The organism is Candidatus Velamenicoccus archaeovorus (genome assembly GCF_004102945.1).
GTDB classification, from domain to species: domain Bacteria; phylum Omnitrophota; class Gorgyraeia; order Velamenicoccales; family Velamenicoccaceae; genus Velamenicoccus; species Velamenicoccus archaeovorus.
This window is the reverse complement of sequence record NZ_CP019384.1, coordinates 1,661,884-1,678,855: the sequence shown is the minus strand read 5'-3', so window position 1 is coordinate 1,678,855 and position 16,972 is coordinate 1,661,884. Positions and strand designations below refer to the sequence as shown.

Annotated in this window: 17 protein-coding genes; 16 read left to right on the top strand and 1 reads right to left on the bottom strand. The window is 54.8% G+C overall.

The features are described 5' to 3' along the window. The first annotated feature begins 9 nt into the window (after window positions 1-9). A complete protein-coding gene (locus tag BU251_RS07825) occupies window positions 10-387 on the top strand; it encodes a response regulator (RefSeq protein ID WP_128700620.1) in 378 nt (125 codons plus the stop codon). A gap of 67 nt (window positions 388-454) precedes the next feature. On the opposite strand, the gene BU251_RS07820 is transcribed toward BU251_RS07825, so the two are convergent. Further along, complete coding sequence (locus BU251_RS07820; RefSeq protein ID WP_128700618.1) at window positions 455-2,011, bottom strand: YifB family Mg chelatase-like AAA ATPase; 1,557 nt, start codon at window positions 2,009-2,011, stop codon at window positions 455-457. A gap of 329 nt (window positions 2,012-2,340) precedes the next feature. Between BU251_RS07820 and BU251_RS07815 the strand changes: the two genes are divergently transcribed. The 15 genes from BU251_RS07815 (at window position 2,341) to BU251_RS07745 (ending at window position 16,968) form a co-directional block, all read left to right on the top strand. Next, entirely contained in the window at window positions 2,341-3,039 is a 699-nt protein-coding gene (locus BU251_RS07815; RefSeq protein WP_128700616.1) for a hypothetical protein, read from the top strand. Then, window positions 3,036-3,479, top strand: a complete 444-nt coding sequence (locus BU251_RS07810; RefSeq protein ID WP_128700614.1) for a divergent PAP2 family protein — start codon at window positions 3,036-3,038, stop codon at window positions 3,477-3,479. Before BU251_RS07815 ends, BU251_RS07810 begins: the two co-directional genes overlap by 4 nt. A 196-nt stretch (window positions 3,480-3,675) precedes the next feature. After that, window positions 3,676-4,509: a L,D-transpeptidase family protein gene (locus tag BU251_RS07805; RefSeq protein ID WP_128700612.1), complete on the top strand. Its 834-nt coding sequence runs from the start codon at window positions 3,676-3,678 to the stop codon at window positions 4,507-4,509. A 22-nt stretch (window positions 4,510-4,531) separates the two neighbouring features. Then, window positions 4,532-5,500, top strand: coding sequence for an acetyl-CoA carboxylase carboxyltransferase subunit alpha (locus BU251_RS07800; RefSeq protein WP_128700610.1), 969 nt, complete (start codon window positions 4,532-4,534; stop codon window positions 5,498-5,500). 140 nt (window positions 5,501-5,640) lie between these two features. Next, window positions 5,641-6,201: a PadR family transcriptional regulator gene (locus tag BU251_RS07795; protein ID WP_128700608.1), complete on the top strand. Its 561-nt coding sequence runs from the start codon at window positions 5,641-5,643 to the stop codon at window positions 6,199-6,201. 221 nt (window positions 6,202-6,422) lie between these two features. Further along, window positions 6,423-7,949 (top strand): class I adenylate-forming enzyme family protein, encoded by a 1,527-nt coding sequence (locus BU251_RS07790; RefSeq protein ID WP_228767855.1) that lies wholly within the window; start codon window positions 6,423-6,425, stop codon window positions 7,947-7,949. 467 nt (window positions 7,950-8,416) lie between these two features. Then, window positions 8,417-9,169: a phosphorylase family protein gene (locus tag BU251_RS07785; RefSeq protein ID WP_128700604.1), complete on the top strand. Its 753-nt coding sequence runs from the start codon at window positions 8,417-8,419 to the stop codon at window positions 9,167-9,169. Window positions 9,170-9,378: 209 nt separating this feature from the next. Then, window positions 9,379-10,347 carry a translation initiation factor eIF-2B alpha/beta/delta subunit family protein gene (locus tag BU251_RS07780; protein ID WP_128700603.1) on the top strand — a complete coding sequence of 323 codons (969 nt, stop codon included), beginning with the start codon at window positions 9,379-9,381 and terminating at the stop codon, window positions 10,345-10,347. Then, a complete protein-coding gene (locus BU251_RS07775; RefSeq protein WP_128700601.1) occupies window positions 10,337-10,816 on the top strand; it encodes a translation initiation factor eIF-2B alpha/beta/delta subunit family protein in 480 nt (159 codons plus the stop codon). Before BU251_RS07780 ends, BU251_RS07775 begins: the two co-directional genes overlap by 11 nt. 4 nt (window positions 10,817-10,820) lie before the next feature. Further along, on the top strand, window positions 10,821-11,816 hold the full coding sequence (locus BU251_RS07770) for a class II aldolase/adducin family protein (RefSeq protein ID WP_128700599.1): 996 nt from the start codon (window positions 10,821-10,823) through the stop codon (window positions 11,814-11,816). A gap of 46 nt (window positions 11,817-11,862) precedes the next feature. Continuing rightward, window positions 11,863-13,341: an aldehyde dehydrogenase family protein gene (locus tag BU251_RS07765; protein ID WP_128700597.1), complete on the top strand. Its 1,479-nt coding sequence runs from the start codon at window positions 11,863-11,865 to the stop codon at window positions 13,339-13,341. Between the two features lie 180 nt (window positions 13,342-13,521). Continuing rightward, window positions 13,522-14,994, top strand: a complete 1,473-nt coding sequence (locus BU251_RS07760; RefSeq protein ID WP_128700595.1) for a B12-binding domain-containing radical SAM protein — start codon at window positions 13,522-13,524, stop codon at window positions 14,992-14,994. Continuing rightward, on the top strand, window positions 14,987-15,262 hold the full coding sequence (locus tag BU251_RS07755) for a hypothetical protein (RefSeq protein WP_128700593.1): 276 nt from the start codon (window positions 14,987-14,989) through the stop codon (window positions 15,260-15,262). The genes BU251_RS07760 and BU251_RS07755 overlap by 8 nt, the downstream gene beginning before the upstream one ends. A 54-nt stretch (window positions 15,263-15,316) precedes the next feature. Next, window positions 15,317-15,832 (top strand): hypothetical protein, encoded by a 516-nt coding sequence (locus BU251_RS07750; protein WP_128700591.1) that lies wholly within the window; start codon window positions 15,317-15,319, stop codon window positions 15,830-15,832. Between the two features lie 140 nt (window positions 15,833-15,972). Beyond that, window positions 15,973-16,968 carry a ketopantoate reductase family protein gene (locus BU251_RS07745; RefSeq protein ID WP_128700589.1) on the top strand — a complete coding sequence of 332 codons (996 nt, stop codon included), beginning with the start codon at window positions 15,973-15,975 and terminating at the stop codon, window positions 16,966-16,968. Window positions 16,969-16,972: the final 4 nt, after the last annotated feature.

Below are 16,972 nucleotides of genomic sequence, written 5' to 3'. Positions count from 1 at the left end.
AGCCGCGGCATGAAAAAGAAAAAAAGAATATTGGTGATCGATGACGAAGCGGATTTTGCGAAGCTGATCAGGCTGAATCTTGAGCAGACCGGAAGATTTGAGGTCAGGGCGGAAAGCCGTGGGACGGCGGCGCTGTCGGCGGCAAAGTCTTTTAAGCCGGATCTGGTCTTAATGGATGTCCTGATGCCGGATCTCATGGGCAGCGAAGTGGCCGCCCAGATGAGGGAGGATGATGAGACAAAAGACATCCCCGTCGTTTTTTTGACCGCCGTCGTCGGCAAGGAGGAAGTGGTGCAGAGAGGGGGCATTATCGGCGGCCATCTTTTTGTGGCCAAGCCCGTCGATATCAAACAGCTGATCGAAGTGATCGACGAGAATATCCGCTGAATCCCGTTTGTCAGAATTTCCTGCCCGCCCGGGCAGGTCCGCGGGGCTCCGGATGGCCGGCGGGGCCCTACAGGAAGAATCCCCTGTCCAGCGAACGATAATGGATGGCTTCCGAGAGATGCTGTGTCGTGATATCCTGGGATCCTGTCAGATCCGCAATCGTCCTTGAGATTTTCAGTATTTTGTCAAAGGCCCTGGCGCTCAAGTGAAAGTTGTTCATTGCCGTCCGGAGCAGCTCGCTTTCTTCTTTTCCGAGGGCGCAATATCTTCGGGTCTGCCGGTGTGACATCTGCGCGTTGGATAAGATGCCGTCTTTTTTGCCGTCTCGGCCCTCGCCAGCGGAAAAGCGCGCTTCCTGGACGGCCCTGGCTTTATTCACTCTTTCTTTTATCTGCGCCGAGCTTTCCGCAGGAGTATTGTCGCTTAATTCCTGGTATTTGATGGCAGGGACTTCCACATGGATGTCGATCCTGTCCAATAATGGACCCGAGATCTTTCCAAGGTACTGATGGATTTTACTTTGGGAACAACGGCAAGGACGTACCGGGTCGGTGTAATACCCGCAGGGGCAGGGATTCATCGCGGCGATCAGCATGAAGCGCGCCGGGAAATTCAAGGACCTCTGAGCCCTGGCGATCCGGATGCAGCCTTCTTCGAGGGGCTGGCGCAGGATCTCCAGGGCGTTGCGGTGGAATTCCGGAAGTTCGTCAAGGAAGAGGACGCCGTTGTGGGCGAGGCTGATTTCGCCGGGCTGGGGATTGGATCCTCCTCCGGCCAGGGCCACGTCGGAGATCGTGTGGTGGGGCGCGCGGAACGGCCTTTGGCGAAGCAGGGGGGATCCGGGCGGGGCGTAACCGGCGACAGAATGGATTTTTGTGATTTCCAGCGATTCGTGTGCGGTCATCTCCGGAAGGATGCCGGGCAGCCGCCTTGCCAGCATGGTTTTTCCGCTTCCCGGCGGCCCGACCAAGAGGATGTTGTGCCCGCCAGCGGCGGCGATTTCCATGGCCCGCTTGGCCAGGAATTGGCCTTTGACATCCGCAAAATCCGGTTCGTCGCCGGCGTCATGACGAGCAGCGCAGGCCACGGGGTTTCGGAACGGCTTGAGGGTTTCCGGGTTGTGGAGACCTTCTATGAGATCCCTAAGCGTTTTGAAACCGAAGACCTGGATGCCTTCCACGAGAGCTGCTTCAGGGGCGTTGGCAGCAGGAAGGACAAGTTTTTTTATTCTGTGTATTGAAAGGGCTTGGGCCATGGCCAGAATGCCCTTGACGGGCCGCAGGCGGCCGTCCAGTGCAAGTTCGGCGGCAAACCAATATTCTTCGAGCAATGCAGGCTGGATCTGTTTTGAGGCGGCCAGGATTCCCATGGCGATAGGGAGATCATAAAGGGCGCCTTCCTTTTTGATGTCCGCCGGGGCCAGGCTGACCGTGATCTTGTCGGCCGGGTAACGGAAACCGCTGTTCTTTATCCCTGAACGGACACGCTCCTTGCTTTCCTTGATGGCTGAATCAGGAAGGCCGACAATGGTCGTCTGCGGCAGGCCGTTGGCGACATCGACCTCGATGTCTACGGGATGGGCATCCAGGCCGATAAGACCCAATGTATGCGTCTTGGCAAGCATTTTTTGATAGAGGCTAAACCCCGCCAGGGACAACGTGTTGAAGTTTCGTAAGTCGAGCGTTTTCTGCCTGTAACGGGGTAAATCCGCTTGATTTTTAAAGAGGATGCAATTATAATCAACCTACGACGACCTCGGCCTTCAGGTCGAAGTTTGCCACAGATTGATGCCGAGCCGCCTTTGTGACTGCCTTGAATGATTGCCTGGGCGGCGAACGTATGAACTGCTGGATTTGGTCCTTTGAGGGAACGGGGCGGGGGAAGGATTAGAACAGAGGGTATCCTATCACGTGCCTTCTTTTTTGTCAAGAACGGCCGGAGGGATTGTGTGTCGTGAATAACAGGATTAAAACAGGGATCATCGCGTTGTTGGCGGGTTTCTCGATCTTTGGGTTATATCAGTCCTTGGCCCTGATGCACAAAAACAGCTATTTATTTGAGCAGTTGGGGCGTCTTCAGATCGAATTGTCCGCCACCCAATTGGGATTGAATCAGACCAGGACGCTTCTGACTGAGACGTACCAGAAGAATACCCAATTGGAAAATGAAGCGGTTTTATTGAATTCCAAGCTTGCCCGCGCCAAGCAGGAGCTCGAAGAACAAAAGAACAAGATCAATTCTCTTGGGAATATCATCCAGCAGGCCCGCCGGGTTAATGAATTCTTGCAGGCCCGCAATCAGGAAATGAGCGAGCAGTATGTGCGCGTGTCTTTTGAGAACCAGGAGATGAAGAAAACCCTTTCCTCGGCCGCGGAATTAAAAAAGGCGATGGCGGCGCTGCGCAAGAAGCCCGCGCGCCGGGCAGCCTCCAAAAATAAACAGGCGGGTAAGAAGGTCGCTCCTGTAAAAGTCCGGCAGCCCAAGAAGAAGGTGCTTGTCGTGAATCCAAAGCCTGCCGTGACGCCGCCTGTTCCTGCAGACCAGGCCACGGAGGGGAACGAGGGATTTGTGGTCAAGGATGGAGAGTCAACGTTGTTGGATAAGGTTGATATCCGTGTCATCCCTGTTCCCCAAGGAGGAGGGCCGGCATGAAACTTGTGATTTATGAAATCGTTCATAATCACGTTCTGATAGTGACTTTTTTGGCGTGGTTGACCGCCCAAACGATCAAGGTGGCGTTGGGCGTTTTGCGGACCAAGCGGTTTGATTTTCGCTGGTTCATCGGAACGGGCGGCATGCCTTCGGCCCATTCGGCGGGATCCAGCGCTTTGGCCGTCGTGATCGGCACGGATTATGGATTCGATTCTCCTTTGTTTGCTTTGGGCGTCGTGTTTGCGATCGTGACCATGTTCGACGCCCAGGGGGTCCGCCGCTCTACAGGCAAGCAGGCGTCTATCCTGAACAAGATATTGGACGATATTTATTGGCAGGGAAAAATAGAGGAAGACCGCCTCAAGGAATTGATCGGTCACACACCTATCGAGGTCATCATGGGGGCGATTATCGGGATCCTCTTGGGGTTGATTTATTGAGCGATTTTCCGGGATTTCGAGAATATGGCTTTGCGAAAAGGAAGCTTTTTGCTTTTCGAGATGGATAGAAGCCTCGAAGTGATTTTTGATGCGTAGGTGCGGTGGTGAACGGCCCCTCGCTTCCGGGAAGAGCGCTGACCGAAGCGTCGGGGTCAATTCCAGACAAACATATTCAGCGGGAAATTGAGAGGAAGATGTGAAAAAAAATATTTTATGGACGGCGCTCGCCGTTTGTGCCGTTGCGGTTCTTGTTTTTATCGTTTTGAGGCTGAAGGGAACGCCTGCTGTTTCAGGTAGCCAGAAGCCGGCCGTCGACGCATCTGCCGGGAGTTTTGACAAGGATGTGCGCCGTGCAGACGGTTTGTTTCAAAAGGGCGAGCTCTTGGCGGCCCGGGATGCTTTTCGGGAGATCCTTCTGAAGAATGCGGCCGATCCCGGCATCGAGGCCGTGCAAAAGAAGCTTGAAGATGTGAACATGAAGATCATCTTGTCCGCCATCCAAGTGCCGGATGAGACGGTGATGCGGGAGGTGAAGGCCGGCGATACGTTGAGCATGATCGCCGATGAATACCGAACGACCGTCGAGATGATCAAAAAGGAGAATGGGCTGACGTCGGATGTCATCCGGCCGGGCATGCAGTTGAGGATCTGGACGGGCCGTTTTTCCGTTCTGGTAGATAAGTCCCAGAATCTTTTGACCCTGCGTTGTAACGGGGACGTCGTTAAGACCTACCGCGTCTCTACGGGCAAGGACAATATCACTCCTGTCGGGACGTTCAAGATCGTCAATAAGCTCAAAAATCCTCCCTGGACGCACGACGGCAAGGTTTATTCGCCGGAAAGCCCAGAGAATATCCTGGGGACACGCTGGATGGGGTTCGATATTCCCGGTTACGGTATCCACGGCACGACGCAACCCGAAAGCATCGGTCAGCAGGTGACGGCAGGATGCGTACGCATGCTCAACGCGGAGGTCGAGGAACTCTACGATCTCTTGCCTGTCAATACCGAAGTCACCATCATCGACTGAACGGGTTTCCAAGGATATTTCTATGATCGCCCTTGATTTTGAAAAGCCTATCGTTGAGCTTGAAAAAAAGATCCGTGAGCTCAGAAGCTTCACCGAAGAAAAGCACATCGATCTTTCGGGCGAAGTCAAGCGTCTTGAAGAGAAGCTCGAGCGTCTGCGCAGGGATATCTACGGCAGATTGACGCCTTGGCAGCGCGTGCAAATCTCGCGTCATCCCCACCGGCCGTATACCCTGGACTATATTCAACTGATCCTCAAGGATTTCCTGGAGATCCACGGCGACCGGTCTTTCCGCGACGACCGCGCCATCGTGAGCGGGTTTGCCAGGCTCGACGGACAAAAGATCATCGTGATGGGCCATCAGAAGGGGCGCGACACCAAGGAGAATCTTGTCCGTACTTTCGGCTGCGCGCATCCCGAAGGCTACCGCAAAGCGTTGCGCGTCATGGAACTGGCGCAAAAGTTCGATCTCCCCATTCTTATTTTTATCGATACGCCGGGGGCCTATCCCGGGATCGGCGCCGAAGAGAGGGGGCAAGCCCAGGCTGTCGCCTGGAACTTGAAGATGATGTCTGGCATCCGCACGCCGATCGTCGCCGTCGTTATCGGCGAAGGAGGTTCCGGAGGGGCGCTCGGGATCGGTGTGGCTGACCGTGTCTGCGTCCTGGAGAATGCCTATTACTCGGTCATCTCGCCAGAAGGGTGCGCCGCAATCCTTTGGAAGAGCAGCACCAAGGCGCCTGAAGCGGCCGAGGCCCTGAAGCTGACGGCCCAAGACCTTCTGAAGTTCGGCGTGATCGACGAGATCGTCAAGGAGCCTCTTGGCGGAGCGCACCGCGATCCCGAAGAAGCGGCCAAGAATGTCAAGGCGTGCGTGAAAAAATATTTTATCGAACTCATGAAACTCTCCGAGGATCAGCTGGTTGACCGTCGTTACCAGAAATTCCGCGCGATGGGGCAAATTCTCGAGGAGGCCCACGAGTCCCGTTAGCCCTTTTTCGATATGGCAGGGGGGGATCTGTTCTTTGTGGATTAGGCATTGTGGAGAGCGTTTCGTTTCATGTAAGTTCGGGTTATTATGAAGAAGATGATTTTTGTTGAAGCGTCCGTTTCTTCCGGAGGTCTAACGGAATGAAGATTGAGCAGGAATTGATCATCCTGGGGCTCTTGGAGGATAAGCCGCGGCACGGCTACGAGATCAAAAAACAGATCAAGGACGTGATCAGCACGTTTGCCGCGTTGGAAGTCGAATCGATCTATTACTCCCTCAACCTCCTTGAAAAAAAGGGATATCTCAAGAAGGCGGTCAGTACCGGCGGCACAAGGCCGGAAAAATTCATCTACAGCCTGACGCCCAAAGGGCATGAACGCTTCCAGCAGTTGTTGACGAAAAGTCTTTTGACGGCCGACCGCCCGAATTTCAGTATCGACGTTGCTCTTTATTTTCTGCCCTATCTGCCGCCGGATGTCGCCTTGAGGCGGCTCAAGGGCCGGATACGGGTCCTCTCCAAAGTCGAGGAGGCCTTAGGGAAGCTTTCCGAACAACTTCAGGTGAAGTCGTCCTACCATCTTCATTCCATCGTCGAGCACAATCTGGAGCTTCTGCGCGCTGAAAAAAAGTTCATCCAAAACGTCAGCCAGGAGCTTACCAATAAGAATATCAATATCCCCGAGTGGCCCCATTCCTCTTAGCCATAGTTTTCTTCTGAAGAGATATCCACACAACTAATTGAAAATATGATAGTTAAGGTTTTGTGAAAACAAAACAAGAATAATTCTTGACATACTAAAATTTAATTAGTAAAATTTTACTAATTTGCCAGAATTTTCTGTCCGTCGTAAGCGGCTGGCGAGGGCGTATCAAAAAAGCCCCACGGACTATACCCGTGGGGCCCCAGGGAAAGTATGTGGCTATGCAGATAATCCGGGACTTGGTGATAAAACAGGCGGCTGCTTTTCCAAAAAAAGCCGCTATTATCTTTGAAGACAAGCCTGTTACGTTCGGTGAGCTCAAAGACAGGGTCTTCAGGCTCGCCAACAATCTGACGGCCTCGGGGGTCAAGAAGGGCGACAAGGTCGCCTTGTATCTGCCGAACTGGCCGGAATATATTTACGCCTACCTGGCTTTGTTTTCTATCGGCGCCACCGTCGTTCCGTTCGATTTCATGCTGAAGAATGATGAGCTGGAAGCCTGCTTAAACCATTCCGATTCCGTCCTTCTCGTCGCCAAGAGCAGGCCTGATGTTTCTCTGGAGAATATCAAGGCGCACGTGCCGAAGCTCAAGGATATCCTTCTTGCGCGTGAACGCAAAGAAGGATATCTTTCTTTCGATGACTTCGTTGCCCAGGGGTCTTCCAAAGCTCCCTCGGCGTCCATCGGCGCATCCGATCCCGCCTTGATCCTGTACACCTCGGGTTCGACCGGCCGCCCCAAAGGGGTTTGCCTGAGTTACCGGCATTTGAACGCGGCGCCGGAGGCGATGGAGTTTTTCGTGGACTTGACGCCGTCCGACGTGAAATTATCGGCCTTGCCGTTGTCGCACGGCGGCGGACTGGTCTACCTGCAGAACTGCATTTTTTACGGCATCACCCTCATTCTCATGGAACGCTTCATTCCCGTCGAGTATCTCAAAAATATAGAAAAATACAAGGTGACCTGTTTTCACATGGTGCCGTCGATGTATTACGCCCTCCTGCACCTCAAGGAATTCGAGAAATACGACCTTTCCAGCATCCGGTGGGTCAACGTCTTCGGCGCCCCGAATTCACCCGACGCCATCCGCCGCTTCAAGACCTATTGCCCGAATGCCAAGCTGCTTAACGGCTGGGGGATGACCGAGACAAACGCCCCGAATATCGTGACGCCCATGGGGTCCGAGAAGATCGAGTCTATCGGCAGGCCGGCGCCGTGGATCAGCGTCCGCCTGGTCGACGATGACGACCAGGACGTGCCCGAAAGCGAGATCGGGGAGATCGTCCTGAAGAGCTGGGTGGTCATGGACGGTTATTACAAGGACCCCGCCCTGACCGCAGAAGTCTTGCGGGACGGCTGGTTCCATACGGGTGACCTGGGCCGCCGGGACAAAGAGGGCATGTATTATATCGCCGGCCGCAAGAAAGACATGGTCAAGGTTTCCGGCCAGATTGTCTTTCCGGCGGAAATCGAAGAGGCGGTCCACAAGCACCCGGCCGTGGCGGAAGTCGGGGTTATCGGTGTCTCCGACGCGCTGCGCGGAGAAGCATTGAAGGCGTTTATCGTCCTGAAGACAGGCACAGCGCTCACGGATCAGGACGTCAAGCAATTCTGCCGCCAGCACCTGGCGCATTTTAAGATCCCCCACACCGTTGTTTTCGTCGATACTCTTCCTAAGACGAGGACCGGCAAGATCGACAAGGTGGCGTTGAGACAGAATGACGTGAATGTGGGGGAAAAATGTTAACTTTTGTGATGAATAACCTGTTGTAGGCAGGAATTAAGGTAAAACTACCTCAATATAGGCAAAATGAAGGAAATTAACCTTACTCCTCGCGTTTGCATTTTGTCAATATCTGTCTGCGACCAGTCCTCACAGAGTTCGGACGGGTTCCGCAGAAAGCGGAACACTGGCCCGTTCAGCTGGGGCCAGGTGCATCCAGAAATTCTCAAGATACACCGCCGCAGGAAGCGGCACACCGGCCAATCCGATGAGGCCGGGTGGTGGAGTTAACCCAGAAAGGGTAGGCCTCCGCATTCCACATAGCGGAGGGCCTAACCCCGTCAGAGACGGACGATTGTTAAGAAAGACCCCTTGCTCAAACGCTCGAAAATTTATTGCCAGGGTAGGCCGGCAATAAATTTTTTTCGCGAGCTTCGGGGTTAATTTTGTAAGGAAAAAACCTCGGTATAGGCAAAATTAAGGAGTTCACTATGCAGATGAAGAAAGACATCCATTTGACAGGTCGGGATCTTCTGGGAATGGTCCAAGTCAAGCCGGGAGATTTCGGCAAGTATGCCATTATTCCGGGCACGGCCGAGCGCCGAGATGCGATCCTGGAGCATCTGGAAAAACCGGTCAAGAGCTTTTCCTTTTTTGAATATACGATGTATACGGGCTTTTATGAGGGCATCAAGATCGCCGTCGGCAACGGCGGGCGGTTTTCGCCGGATTCCGCGATCATCGCCGAGATCCTGTGCGCCGGGAAGGTCGAGTGCATCATCCGGGCCGGTTCCTGCGGCGCCCTGGATGAGACCATCAAGGTCGGCGATGTCGTCCTGGCCACAGGTGTCGTGCGCGGCGACGGTGTGACGCCCTATTACGTGGACAAGGATTATAAAACAGTGACGGATGTGTCTGTGACGGCGGCCCTGGAAGCAACGGCCAAAGAAAACGAGGTCTCGATCCGCAAAGGACTGATCTGGACGACGGATGCGCTGTTGCGCGAGACCCGGGAATTGATCGAGAAGGTCAAAAAAGAGGGGGCCGTGGCCGTCGACATGGTGTCGAGCGCGCTTCTGACGATCGCGCAATTGAACAATGTCAAGGCCGCCTCGATCTCGGCCGTCAGCGATAATCTGATCACCGGCGAGCTCGGTTTCATCAACCCGGATTATTACGAGGCCGAGGCCAGGGTGGTCAAGGTGTGCCTGGATGCGGTCAAGAAGCTGGCGCAAGGGTCATAAGGAATAATACCTCGGTAGAGGCAAAATTAAGGATATTAAGGTTACCCTTGCGTCTAATCACTTGGAAATTTCCGCCAAGGCTAGGCCGTCGGCCTGGCGTAGCCGGCCAGGACGGCCATCCGGCGTAAATTTCCTGCGTAGACTCGCCCGCCCAAAGGCGGGCAGGGGTTAATTTTGCGAGGAAAAGGACCCTAGTATAGGCAAAATTAATGAAAGAATCTGTTCTCTTTTGGCCCGTGCATCTGAAGGGCCGCACGCTTTATATCTTAGACGAGACAAAGATACCGCAGCGGATCGTTTACCTGAAGGTCCGTCATTATCATCAGGCGATCGACGCGGTCGTGACGATGAAGACGCGCGCCTTCGGGCAGTTTTTGACCGTCTGCTATACGTTCATGCTGGAGATGCAGAAGGCCGACGGGCTTTCGGCCGGTGCGCAGATGCGTTTGCTTGAACGCGTCGCCGCGGCCTTCAACAGGAGCCGTCCCACGTTTCCCTTCGAGGAAGTGACGGGCATGGTGCTGGGGGTGGCGCGCAAGGTCTCCGGAAGTCCCATGTTCCGTCAGGATTTTATTTCGGCCATGAACGGTTTCTTGGAGCAGGGGATCAGGCAGAAGAGGTATCAAAGGGCCCAGGAAGCTGCCGCATTGATCAAGGACGGCGCCACGGTATTGACGCACTGCAACGTCTCCGGCGAGCTGCCCCTAGTCGCGGAGTTCTGCCGAAAGGCAAAAAAGAAGGTCCGTTTTCTGGCCACGGAGACGCGGCCTTATTTTCAGGGTTCGCGGCTGACCGCCTGGGAACTGAAACGGGAGGGTTTTGATGTGACGCTTATCCCGGACAATGCGGCGGCCAAGGTCATGAGCGATGGTGACGTGGATTGCGTCCTTGTCGGCTCCGACCGTTCCGCGGCCAACGGCGACTTCGCCAACAAGATAGGGACATATCAGATCGCTCTTCTGGCCCGGCATTTCGGCATCCCTTTTTACGTGCTTGTCCAGTCGTCGGACAAATTAAGTTCAGGCCGCGAGATCCCGATCGAGGTGCGTCGGGACGAAGAGATCCTGTGTTTTGCCGGCAGGAATCTTGCGCCTGAAGGCACAGCCGCTTTTTATCCGGGTTTCGACGTCGTGCCGCACCAATGGGTGACAAAACATATTGCGATTCATGCTCGTTAAAGAACAAATACCTCTTATTTTCGGCGTGCCGCAGGAGGATTTTTACGCGCAACTCAAGGCGAAAAAGGTCTTTGTGGCGGAATTGAGGCCGGCCTTGGAAGGCATGAAAGACGTCGCCAAAGAACTCATAGGGCGCGGCGTCAAGCCGGTCGTCATCTGCGATAATATGATGGCGTTTTGTATGGAAAGGAAACTCGTGAGCGCCGTCCACATCTTTGCGCAAGGCCGGAAAAACGATGTCGCGCTTTGCCGCACGGGTTCCCTGATCGCGGCCCTCTGCGCCCACACCCATCGGATCCCGGTCGTTTTGCATGAGGGCGCCATGCCGCGCGAGGCGAAGGGCGCCGACCTGTTAAAGATTGGGGGGATGAAGGTGACGTCGTCGAAGATCAAGACATATGTCCCTTTGCTGGAAGAAGTGCCGATGAGCCTTGTCGGCCGCACGCAAGGACAGAATCCGGGAGCATAAGGATATGCAGAAAAAGATAGACGAGATTATCCGTATCGGCAAGTGGATCTGGGAGAAGGACCTCTCGGGCGGCGCCTCTGGTAATCTAAGCCTGCGCGTTGACGACGAGACCATCCTGATCACGGGCCGCGGCACCTGCTTGGGTGCGCTCAAGGCCGAAGACGTCTGCACCATACGCATGGACGGCGACCCCTTGGTCAAAGGGTTCGTCCCGTCTTCTGAAAAATTGTTCCATACGAGCGTTTATCAGCATCTGGATGCCAAGGCTGTCGTTCACGTACATCCGACGTTTTGCAACGGGTATTTTGCCGTCCATGACAGGATCAGTTTTGATACGTTCGAGACACGTCTTGTTTTAGGGGACGTGCCGGTCGTCGACCAGAAGACGCCGACGATCACCGATATCATGCCGGTGATCGAGGCGCTCAAAAACAGCAATATCGTTGTCTTGAAGCACCATGGGGTCGTGGCCATCGGAGAGACGTTGAACGATGCGTTCTTTTTGGCGCAGACCCTGGAGGAAGCGGTCAAGATCGCCTGCATCAAAGATCTTTATGTAAGAGTGGATCGTCCGGCGGCGCCGGCTTCGGGCGGGAATGCGGCTGTTTCTCCTGCGGGCGGGACTTTTGAATTGTTCTCCAAAGAGCAGATAGTCGAGATTGTGCGTCTCGTGAATCAGGACGCCCAGTTCCGCCAGCTCGCCCTGCAGACGAACCTGGAGACGAAACTGGCGGTCGTGCTGGACGAGACCCAGACGGCATACTGCTTCCATTTTTCCGGAGGCGGGATCAAGGATTTCACGGACAAGGTCGGCGACGCCGAATTCGTGATCTCCGGCAAATCGGATTACTGGCGCGCGATCTTCAAGCGCCAGCTCGATCCCTTTGCCGCGACGACGCAGAAGAAGCTGAAACTTAAAGGGGATTTCGCCAAGATTTCGCGCTGGTATGTGCCGTTCAACCGGCTCTTCGATCTGTGGACGAGCGCGCCGGTAGCATAGTTTTACCCCGCACCTGCGTGTGGGGCATGGATGCTGCGAGGATAAGATGATGCAATATCAGATGTATATCGACGGCAAGATGTGCGATGCCAGGGACGGCGCGCGGCTGGAGGGCGCCAACCCGGCGACAGAAGAGAAGATTGCATCGTTCCCGAAAGCGGGGACGGCGGACCTGGAAGAGGCGGTCCGTGCGGCCCGCCGGGCTTATGACGAAGGCGAGTGGCCGCGGATGTCTTTGTCTGAACGGGCGCAGATCCTGGTGCGCGTGGCGCATCTGATCCGTGAACGCGCCTATGAGCTTGCGAAGATCGAGACGCAGGACACCGGCAAGACGACCAAGCAGACCACGTTCATCGATATCCCGACCGCCGCCAATGCCTACGAATATTTTGCTGGGGCTGCCGCCGAGGTCAAGGGCGAGACGATGACGGTCCCGGCGCCGGCCATGAGCTATACGCTGCGGGAGCCCGTAGGCGTCGTGGGCGCTGTCATCCCGTGGAATTATCCGTTTCTGATGGCGGCCTGGAAGATTGCCTCAGGTATTATTTTAGGTAACACCTTGGTGCTTAAGCCTTCGCAGGAGGCCTCGTTGAGCTGCCTGGAGCTGGCCAAGATCCTTCAGGAAGTGGAATTGCCTGCCGGCGTCGTCAACATCGTGACAGGCGAAGGCCGCCTGTTGGGGCACGGCCTGGCTGCATCCATGGATGTCGATATGCTTTCTTTTACCGGATCGACGGAAGTCGGCCGGGACGTGATGAAGGCGGCCTCTTCGAATTTAAAGAGGCTTTCTCTGGAATGCGGCGGCAAGTCGCCGAATATCCTTTTTGCGGACTGCGATCTGGAGACGGCCGTCAACGGCTCTTTGTGCGCCATCTTCATGAATCAGGGGCAGATGTGCGTGGCGGGATCGCGGCTTCTGGTCGAAGAATCCATTTATGAGAAGTGTGTCGAGCTTTTGGTTGAAAAGACCAAAAAGCTCAAGGTCGGTTCGCCCGAGGATCCGGCAACGGACATAGGCCCTTTGGTCAGCGATAAACAGAGAAAAACCGTCTTGGAGTATATCGCCGTCGGAAAAAAAGAGGCCAGGTTGGTCGTCGGCGGCGGCGCGCCGAAGGATTTGCGCCGGGGTTTCTACGTCGAGCCGACCATTTTTGCCGATGTGGACAACAGCATGCGCATCGCCAGAGAGGAGATCTTCGGTCCCGTCCTGTCGGTCATCAAAGTCAGGGATGCGGAGGATGCCGTGCGCATTGCCAACGATACGATCTATGGCCTGGCGGCCATGATCTGGACAAAAGACGTCAACAAGGTGGCGACCGTGGCCAGAAGGCTGCGCGCAGGCACGGTCTGGGTCAATACCTTCGGCGGATTTTATAACGAAGCGCCTTTCGGCGGCTACAAGCAGAGCGGTTTCGGCCGGGAACTCGGCAAGGAAGGCCTGTGCGAATTAACGCAGGTCAAGCATGTCAATGTCGATCTGACGCCGGGCGGCAAGACCTTGGTCGCCTCTTGGTTTAATGTGTAGGGCATAGAATGAAAAAATCCAAAATCCCAATTTCCAAATCCCAAACAAATTCCAATCACCAAAATTACAAATATAAAAGATGCTGGTCGTTGGTCAATTGAGATTTGAACATTGTTTGGAATTTGGAGCTTGGTGTTTGGAATTTAACGTGCGGCTTGTGATTAGGCAAGAGGAGTTTCTATGAAAAAAGTATTGTTCATCATGCCTCCGATCGGTGGATGGGCGACGCACGGCGTGATCAAGGCGCCTAACCAGTATTATGCCCAATTGGCGGCCTATGTCCGGCAAAAACAGTCCGGAGAGCCTTTTGTCGTGGATGCGCGCGCGCTCGATCTTACCTACGACGGCATCAAGGCGAAGATCAAGGATATCGGGCCCGACCTTGTTGTTTTGGGCGATATCCTGCATTCGACAGGCGGACTGGCGGTCATCTGGCATTTTAACAAAATAGCCCAGGCCGTCAAAGAGGTGAGTCCGCATAGCAAGGTGGCCGTCGGCGGCCTGTGGTATTCAGCCCTTTATCGGGAAACATTGGAAGAAAATCCGGCGATCGATTTTGTCCTGATCGGGGAAGGCGAACAGACGCTGGATGAATTGCTGCGCAAGCTCGACGACGCAAAAGGGGCGGATTATTCCCGCATCGCCGGTCTGGCGTCCCGCAAGGCCGGGCAGGTCGCGGTCGGCCCCCACAGGGAGCTGATCAAGGATATCGACGTTCTTCCTTTACCTGCTTACGATCTGTTCCCTATGGAGAAATACGTGGCGCACACCTACTGGACGAATTTCTGCGAGCTTTTTACCAGCCGCGGGTGTCCGGGCGGATGTTCTTTCTGTTATGAATGGAGCCAGTATGATCCGCGCTTTCCGCAGGATTTTGTCTCCTGGCGTTCGCACTCCGCCGGCCGGATCGTCGAAGAACTGGAGCTCTTGACGAAAAAATTCGGCGTCAAGACCGTCGTCTTTCAGGATGACGCCTTTAACGTGAATTACGATATGGTGAAGGATGTCTGTAACGGCATCCTCGAGAAAGGCATCAAGATCAATTGGGTGATCCTCGGCCGTGCGGACGACTGGTCGAGACAGGAGGATTTGATTCCCTTGATGAAGCAGGCCGGTATGTTCATGGGGTTGGTCGGCATTGAGGTCAGTGATGATGCCGAGTTGTCGCGGATCGGCAAAGGGGTGACGGTTTCGCAGATCAAGAAGACCGTTGATGCCCTGCGCAGGAATAATATCGCGACGATCGGGACGTTCATGATCGGTTTTGAGGATGATACGGAGGAAGCCGTCAAGAAACGGTTTTCATTTGCCGATCAGGTGGACCCGGATATTTTTGCGTTGCAGTTTGTGACACCCGTGCCCGGATCTCCCCTCTGGAAGAAGGTCGTCAAGGAGGGCCTGCTGGATCCAGCCAAGATCAGCCTCAAGGCTTGGGATTTTCAGCATCCGGTTGTCCCGACTAAACACCTTTCCGTCGAAGAGGTCGGGCGTCTGGGGTCCTGGTGCATGAGGGAATTTTTCTCAAGGCCCCACCGTATCCATAGGATCATGGCCGGCAATTATTCAGATCTGGCCAAACTCTGCGTCAAGGACTATATGGCGAACATCTCCAAGTTCGAGGCTGCGGCCACTAAAGGAGATTTGTATGTCTGAGCATATCACCATGAGTTGGGAAAAGACGACGGAAGAGCGCTTCAATAAGATGCTCTCCAAGATGCCGATTTTCCATCGGCACATGACGGAGGTCGGCGCCACCCAGAAGGCGGAACAAAACGCCAAGACGCGCGGCTCCAGGACCGTCGAGGAAGAGGATCTGATGCGCGCCATGTTCTCCGAGGTGCCTATGCAGTTCTATTCTTTGATGATCAAGCTCCTGGACGATGTGGGCTTTGATTATAAGAAATACAATCTGCCCCGTTAGAAAAAATATCACATTGGTTTCAAGAGAGGACCCTGTGGGCGCAAGGTTGTTGTGATGGAGCATGGCGAAACGGGAAAATTTTTTCAAACGGCGTCTGCCGGTCAGGAACGGCGCAAGCGTCCGCTGACAGTGGAAGAAAACAGGCATTCCATCATCATCAGGACGGACCAACCTGCTCTTTTGAGAAAAGAAATCATCTGCTGGGGGGAGGCGGAGTGGTGGCCGAAGGGTTCTTTGATGGCCTTCAAGCGCCTCTCCTCGGGCGAAGTTGCCGTAGGCACCCTCTATATGCAGAAGGTGCTTTTGCCCTTGGCGCCCCGGTGGCGCGTTGAGGTCAGCGAGGTGACGAACGGGGGCATTTCCCGCAGGTTTCTCGACGGGATGTTCAAGGGATTCGAGCAAGTGAGTTTCCAGAGGGTGGCCGGCGGCTGGCGGGTGGAGTACGCCATGCATTACGAGGTGTGCGGATCTTTAAACAGGTTTCTGTGGTTTCTGGTCTTTCGGCGCCTGCACGACCGTAACATCAAAGAGATACTGGGGAACCTGAAGATATTCATGGAGACACAGTGAGTCCCGCCAGGCCCTCCTGGTGTGGTATGCGCAGGCCTGTCCCTTGTAGATTAGTCCTTCCGCTATGTGGTTAGCCGACCCATGGGGCATGAATAAGACGGTGTTTAGCGGCCAGCAGTATTTTTTGGAGATTTAAGGGGATGAAGGTTGCCGTTATCGGATTGGGAGCTATCGGCGGGCTCGTCGCCTGCTGCTTGAAGTCTCGCGGAATCCCTGTGGTCGCGGTCGGCCGCCCGGAGCAGAAAGAGGCGGTAGAGCGTGAAGGGTTCGTGATTGACGGCGTGCGCGGGCGTTCGGTCGTTTATTTGGACGTTCGGCCGCGGCTGGAAGAGCGCGTGGACCTGGCGATCGTGACGGTTAAGACCCAGGATATCCGGGATGCCGTCGACAAGTCGCGCGTCTTTTTGGCCCAGGCCGACATCCTTTCGGCCCAGAACGGCGTGCGTGCCGACAAGCTCCTGGGGGTGATGCTGGGCGAGGAGAGGATCATCTCGAGCATCGTTATGTTCGGCGCGACCTATGTTCCCTACAACAAGGTCGTGCATAATTTTGAGGGCAAATGGCTGATCGGCCGGCCCGGAGGAACCAATGACGCAAAGGTCAAGGCGGTCGTCGATTTTTTGACGCCGGCATTTGCGGCCGAAGAAGTCGAGAACATCCAGGCGATGAAATGGACGAAGATTTTTTTGAATTCCGGCAATGCCCTGCCGGCGATCCTGGGCAAGAGCATCCAGGAGACGTATGCGAACATGGAGATGTGCAAGCTGGCCTTGCGGCTCCAGCGGGAAGGATTCGATCTTTTGGAAAAACTCGGTATCGCACCGGCGAGCATGCCGGAGTTCGATGTTGAGAAGCTTAAGGGGTTGACCCGCATGCCGCCGGACCAGGCAGCGCCCGTTTATTCGCAGATCATGGTGAATCTGAGCCGGGAGCCGCTGTATGGTTCGATCCTCCAGAGTATCCGGCGCGGCCGGCCTTCGGAGATCGATTATATTAACGGCGAATTCGCCAATCAGGCCAAGCTTCATAATGTCGACGCGGTCCTGAATTCCCGGATCGTTGAGATGGTGCATCAGGTGGAGAAGTCTGGAAAATATATGACGGAGGAACAAATTCTTGCGGCCTTGGAAGTTTGATATC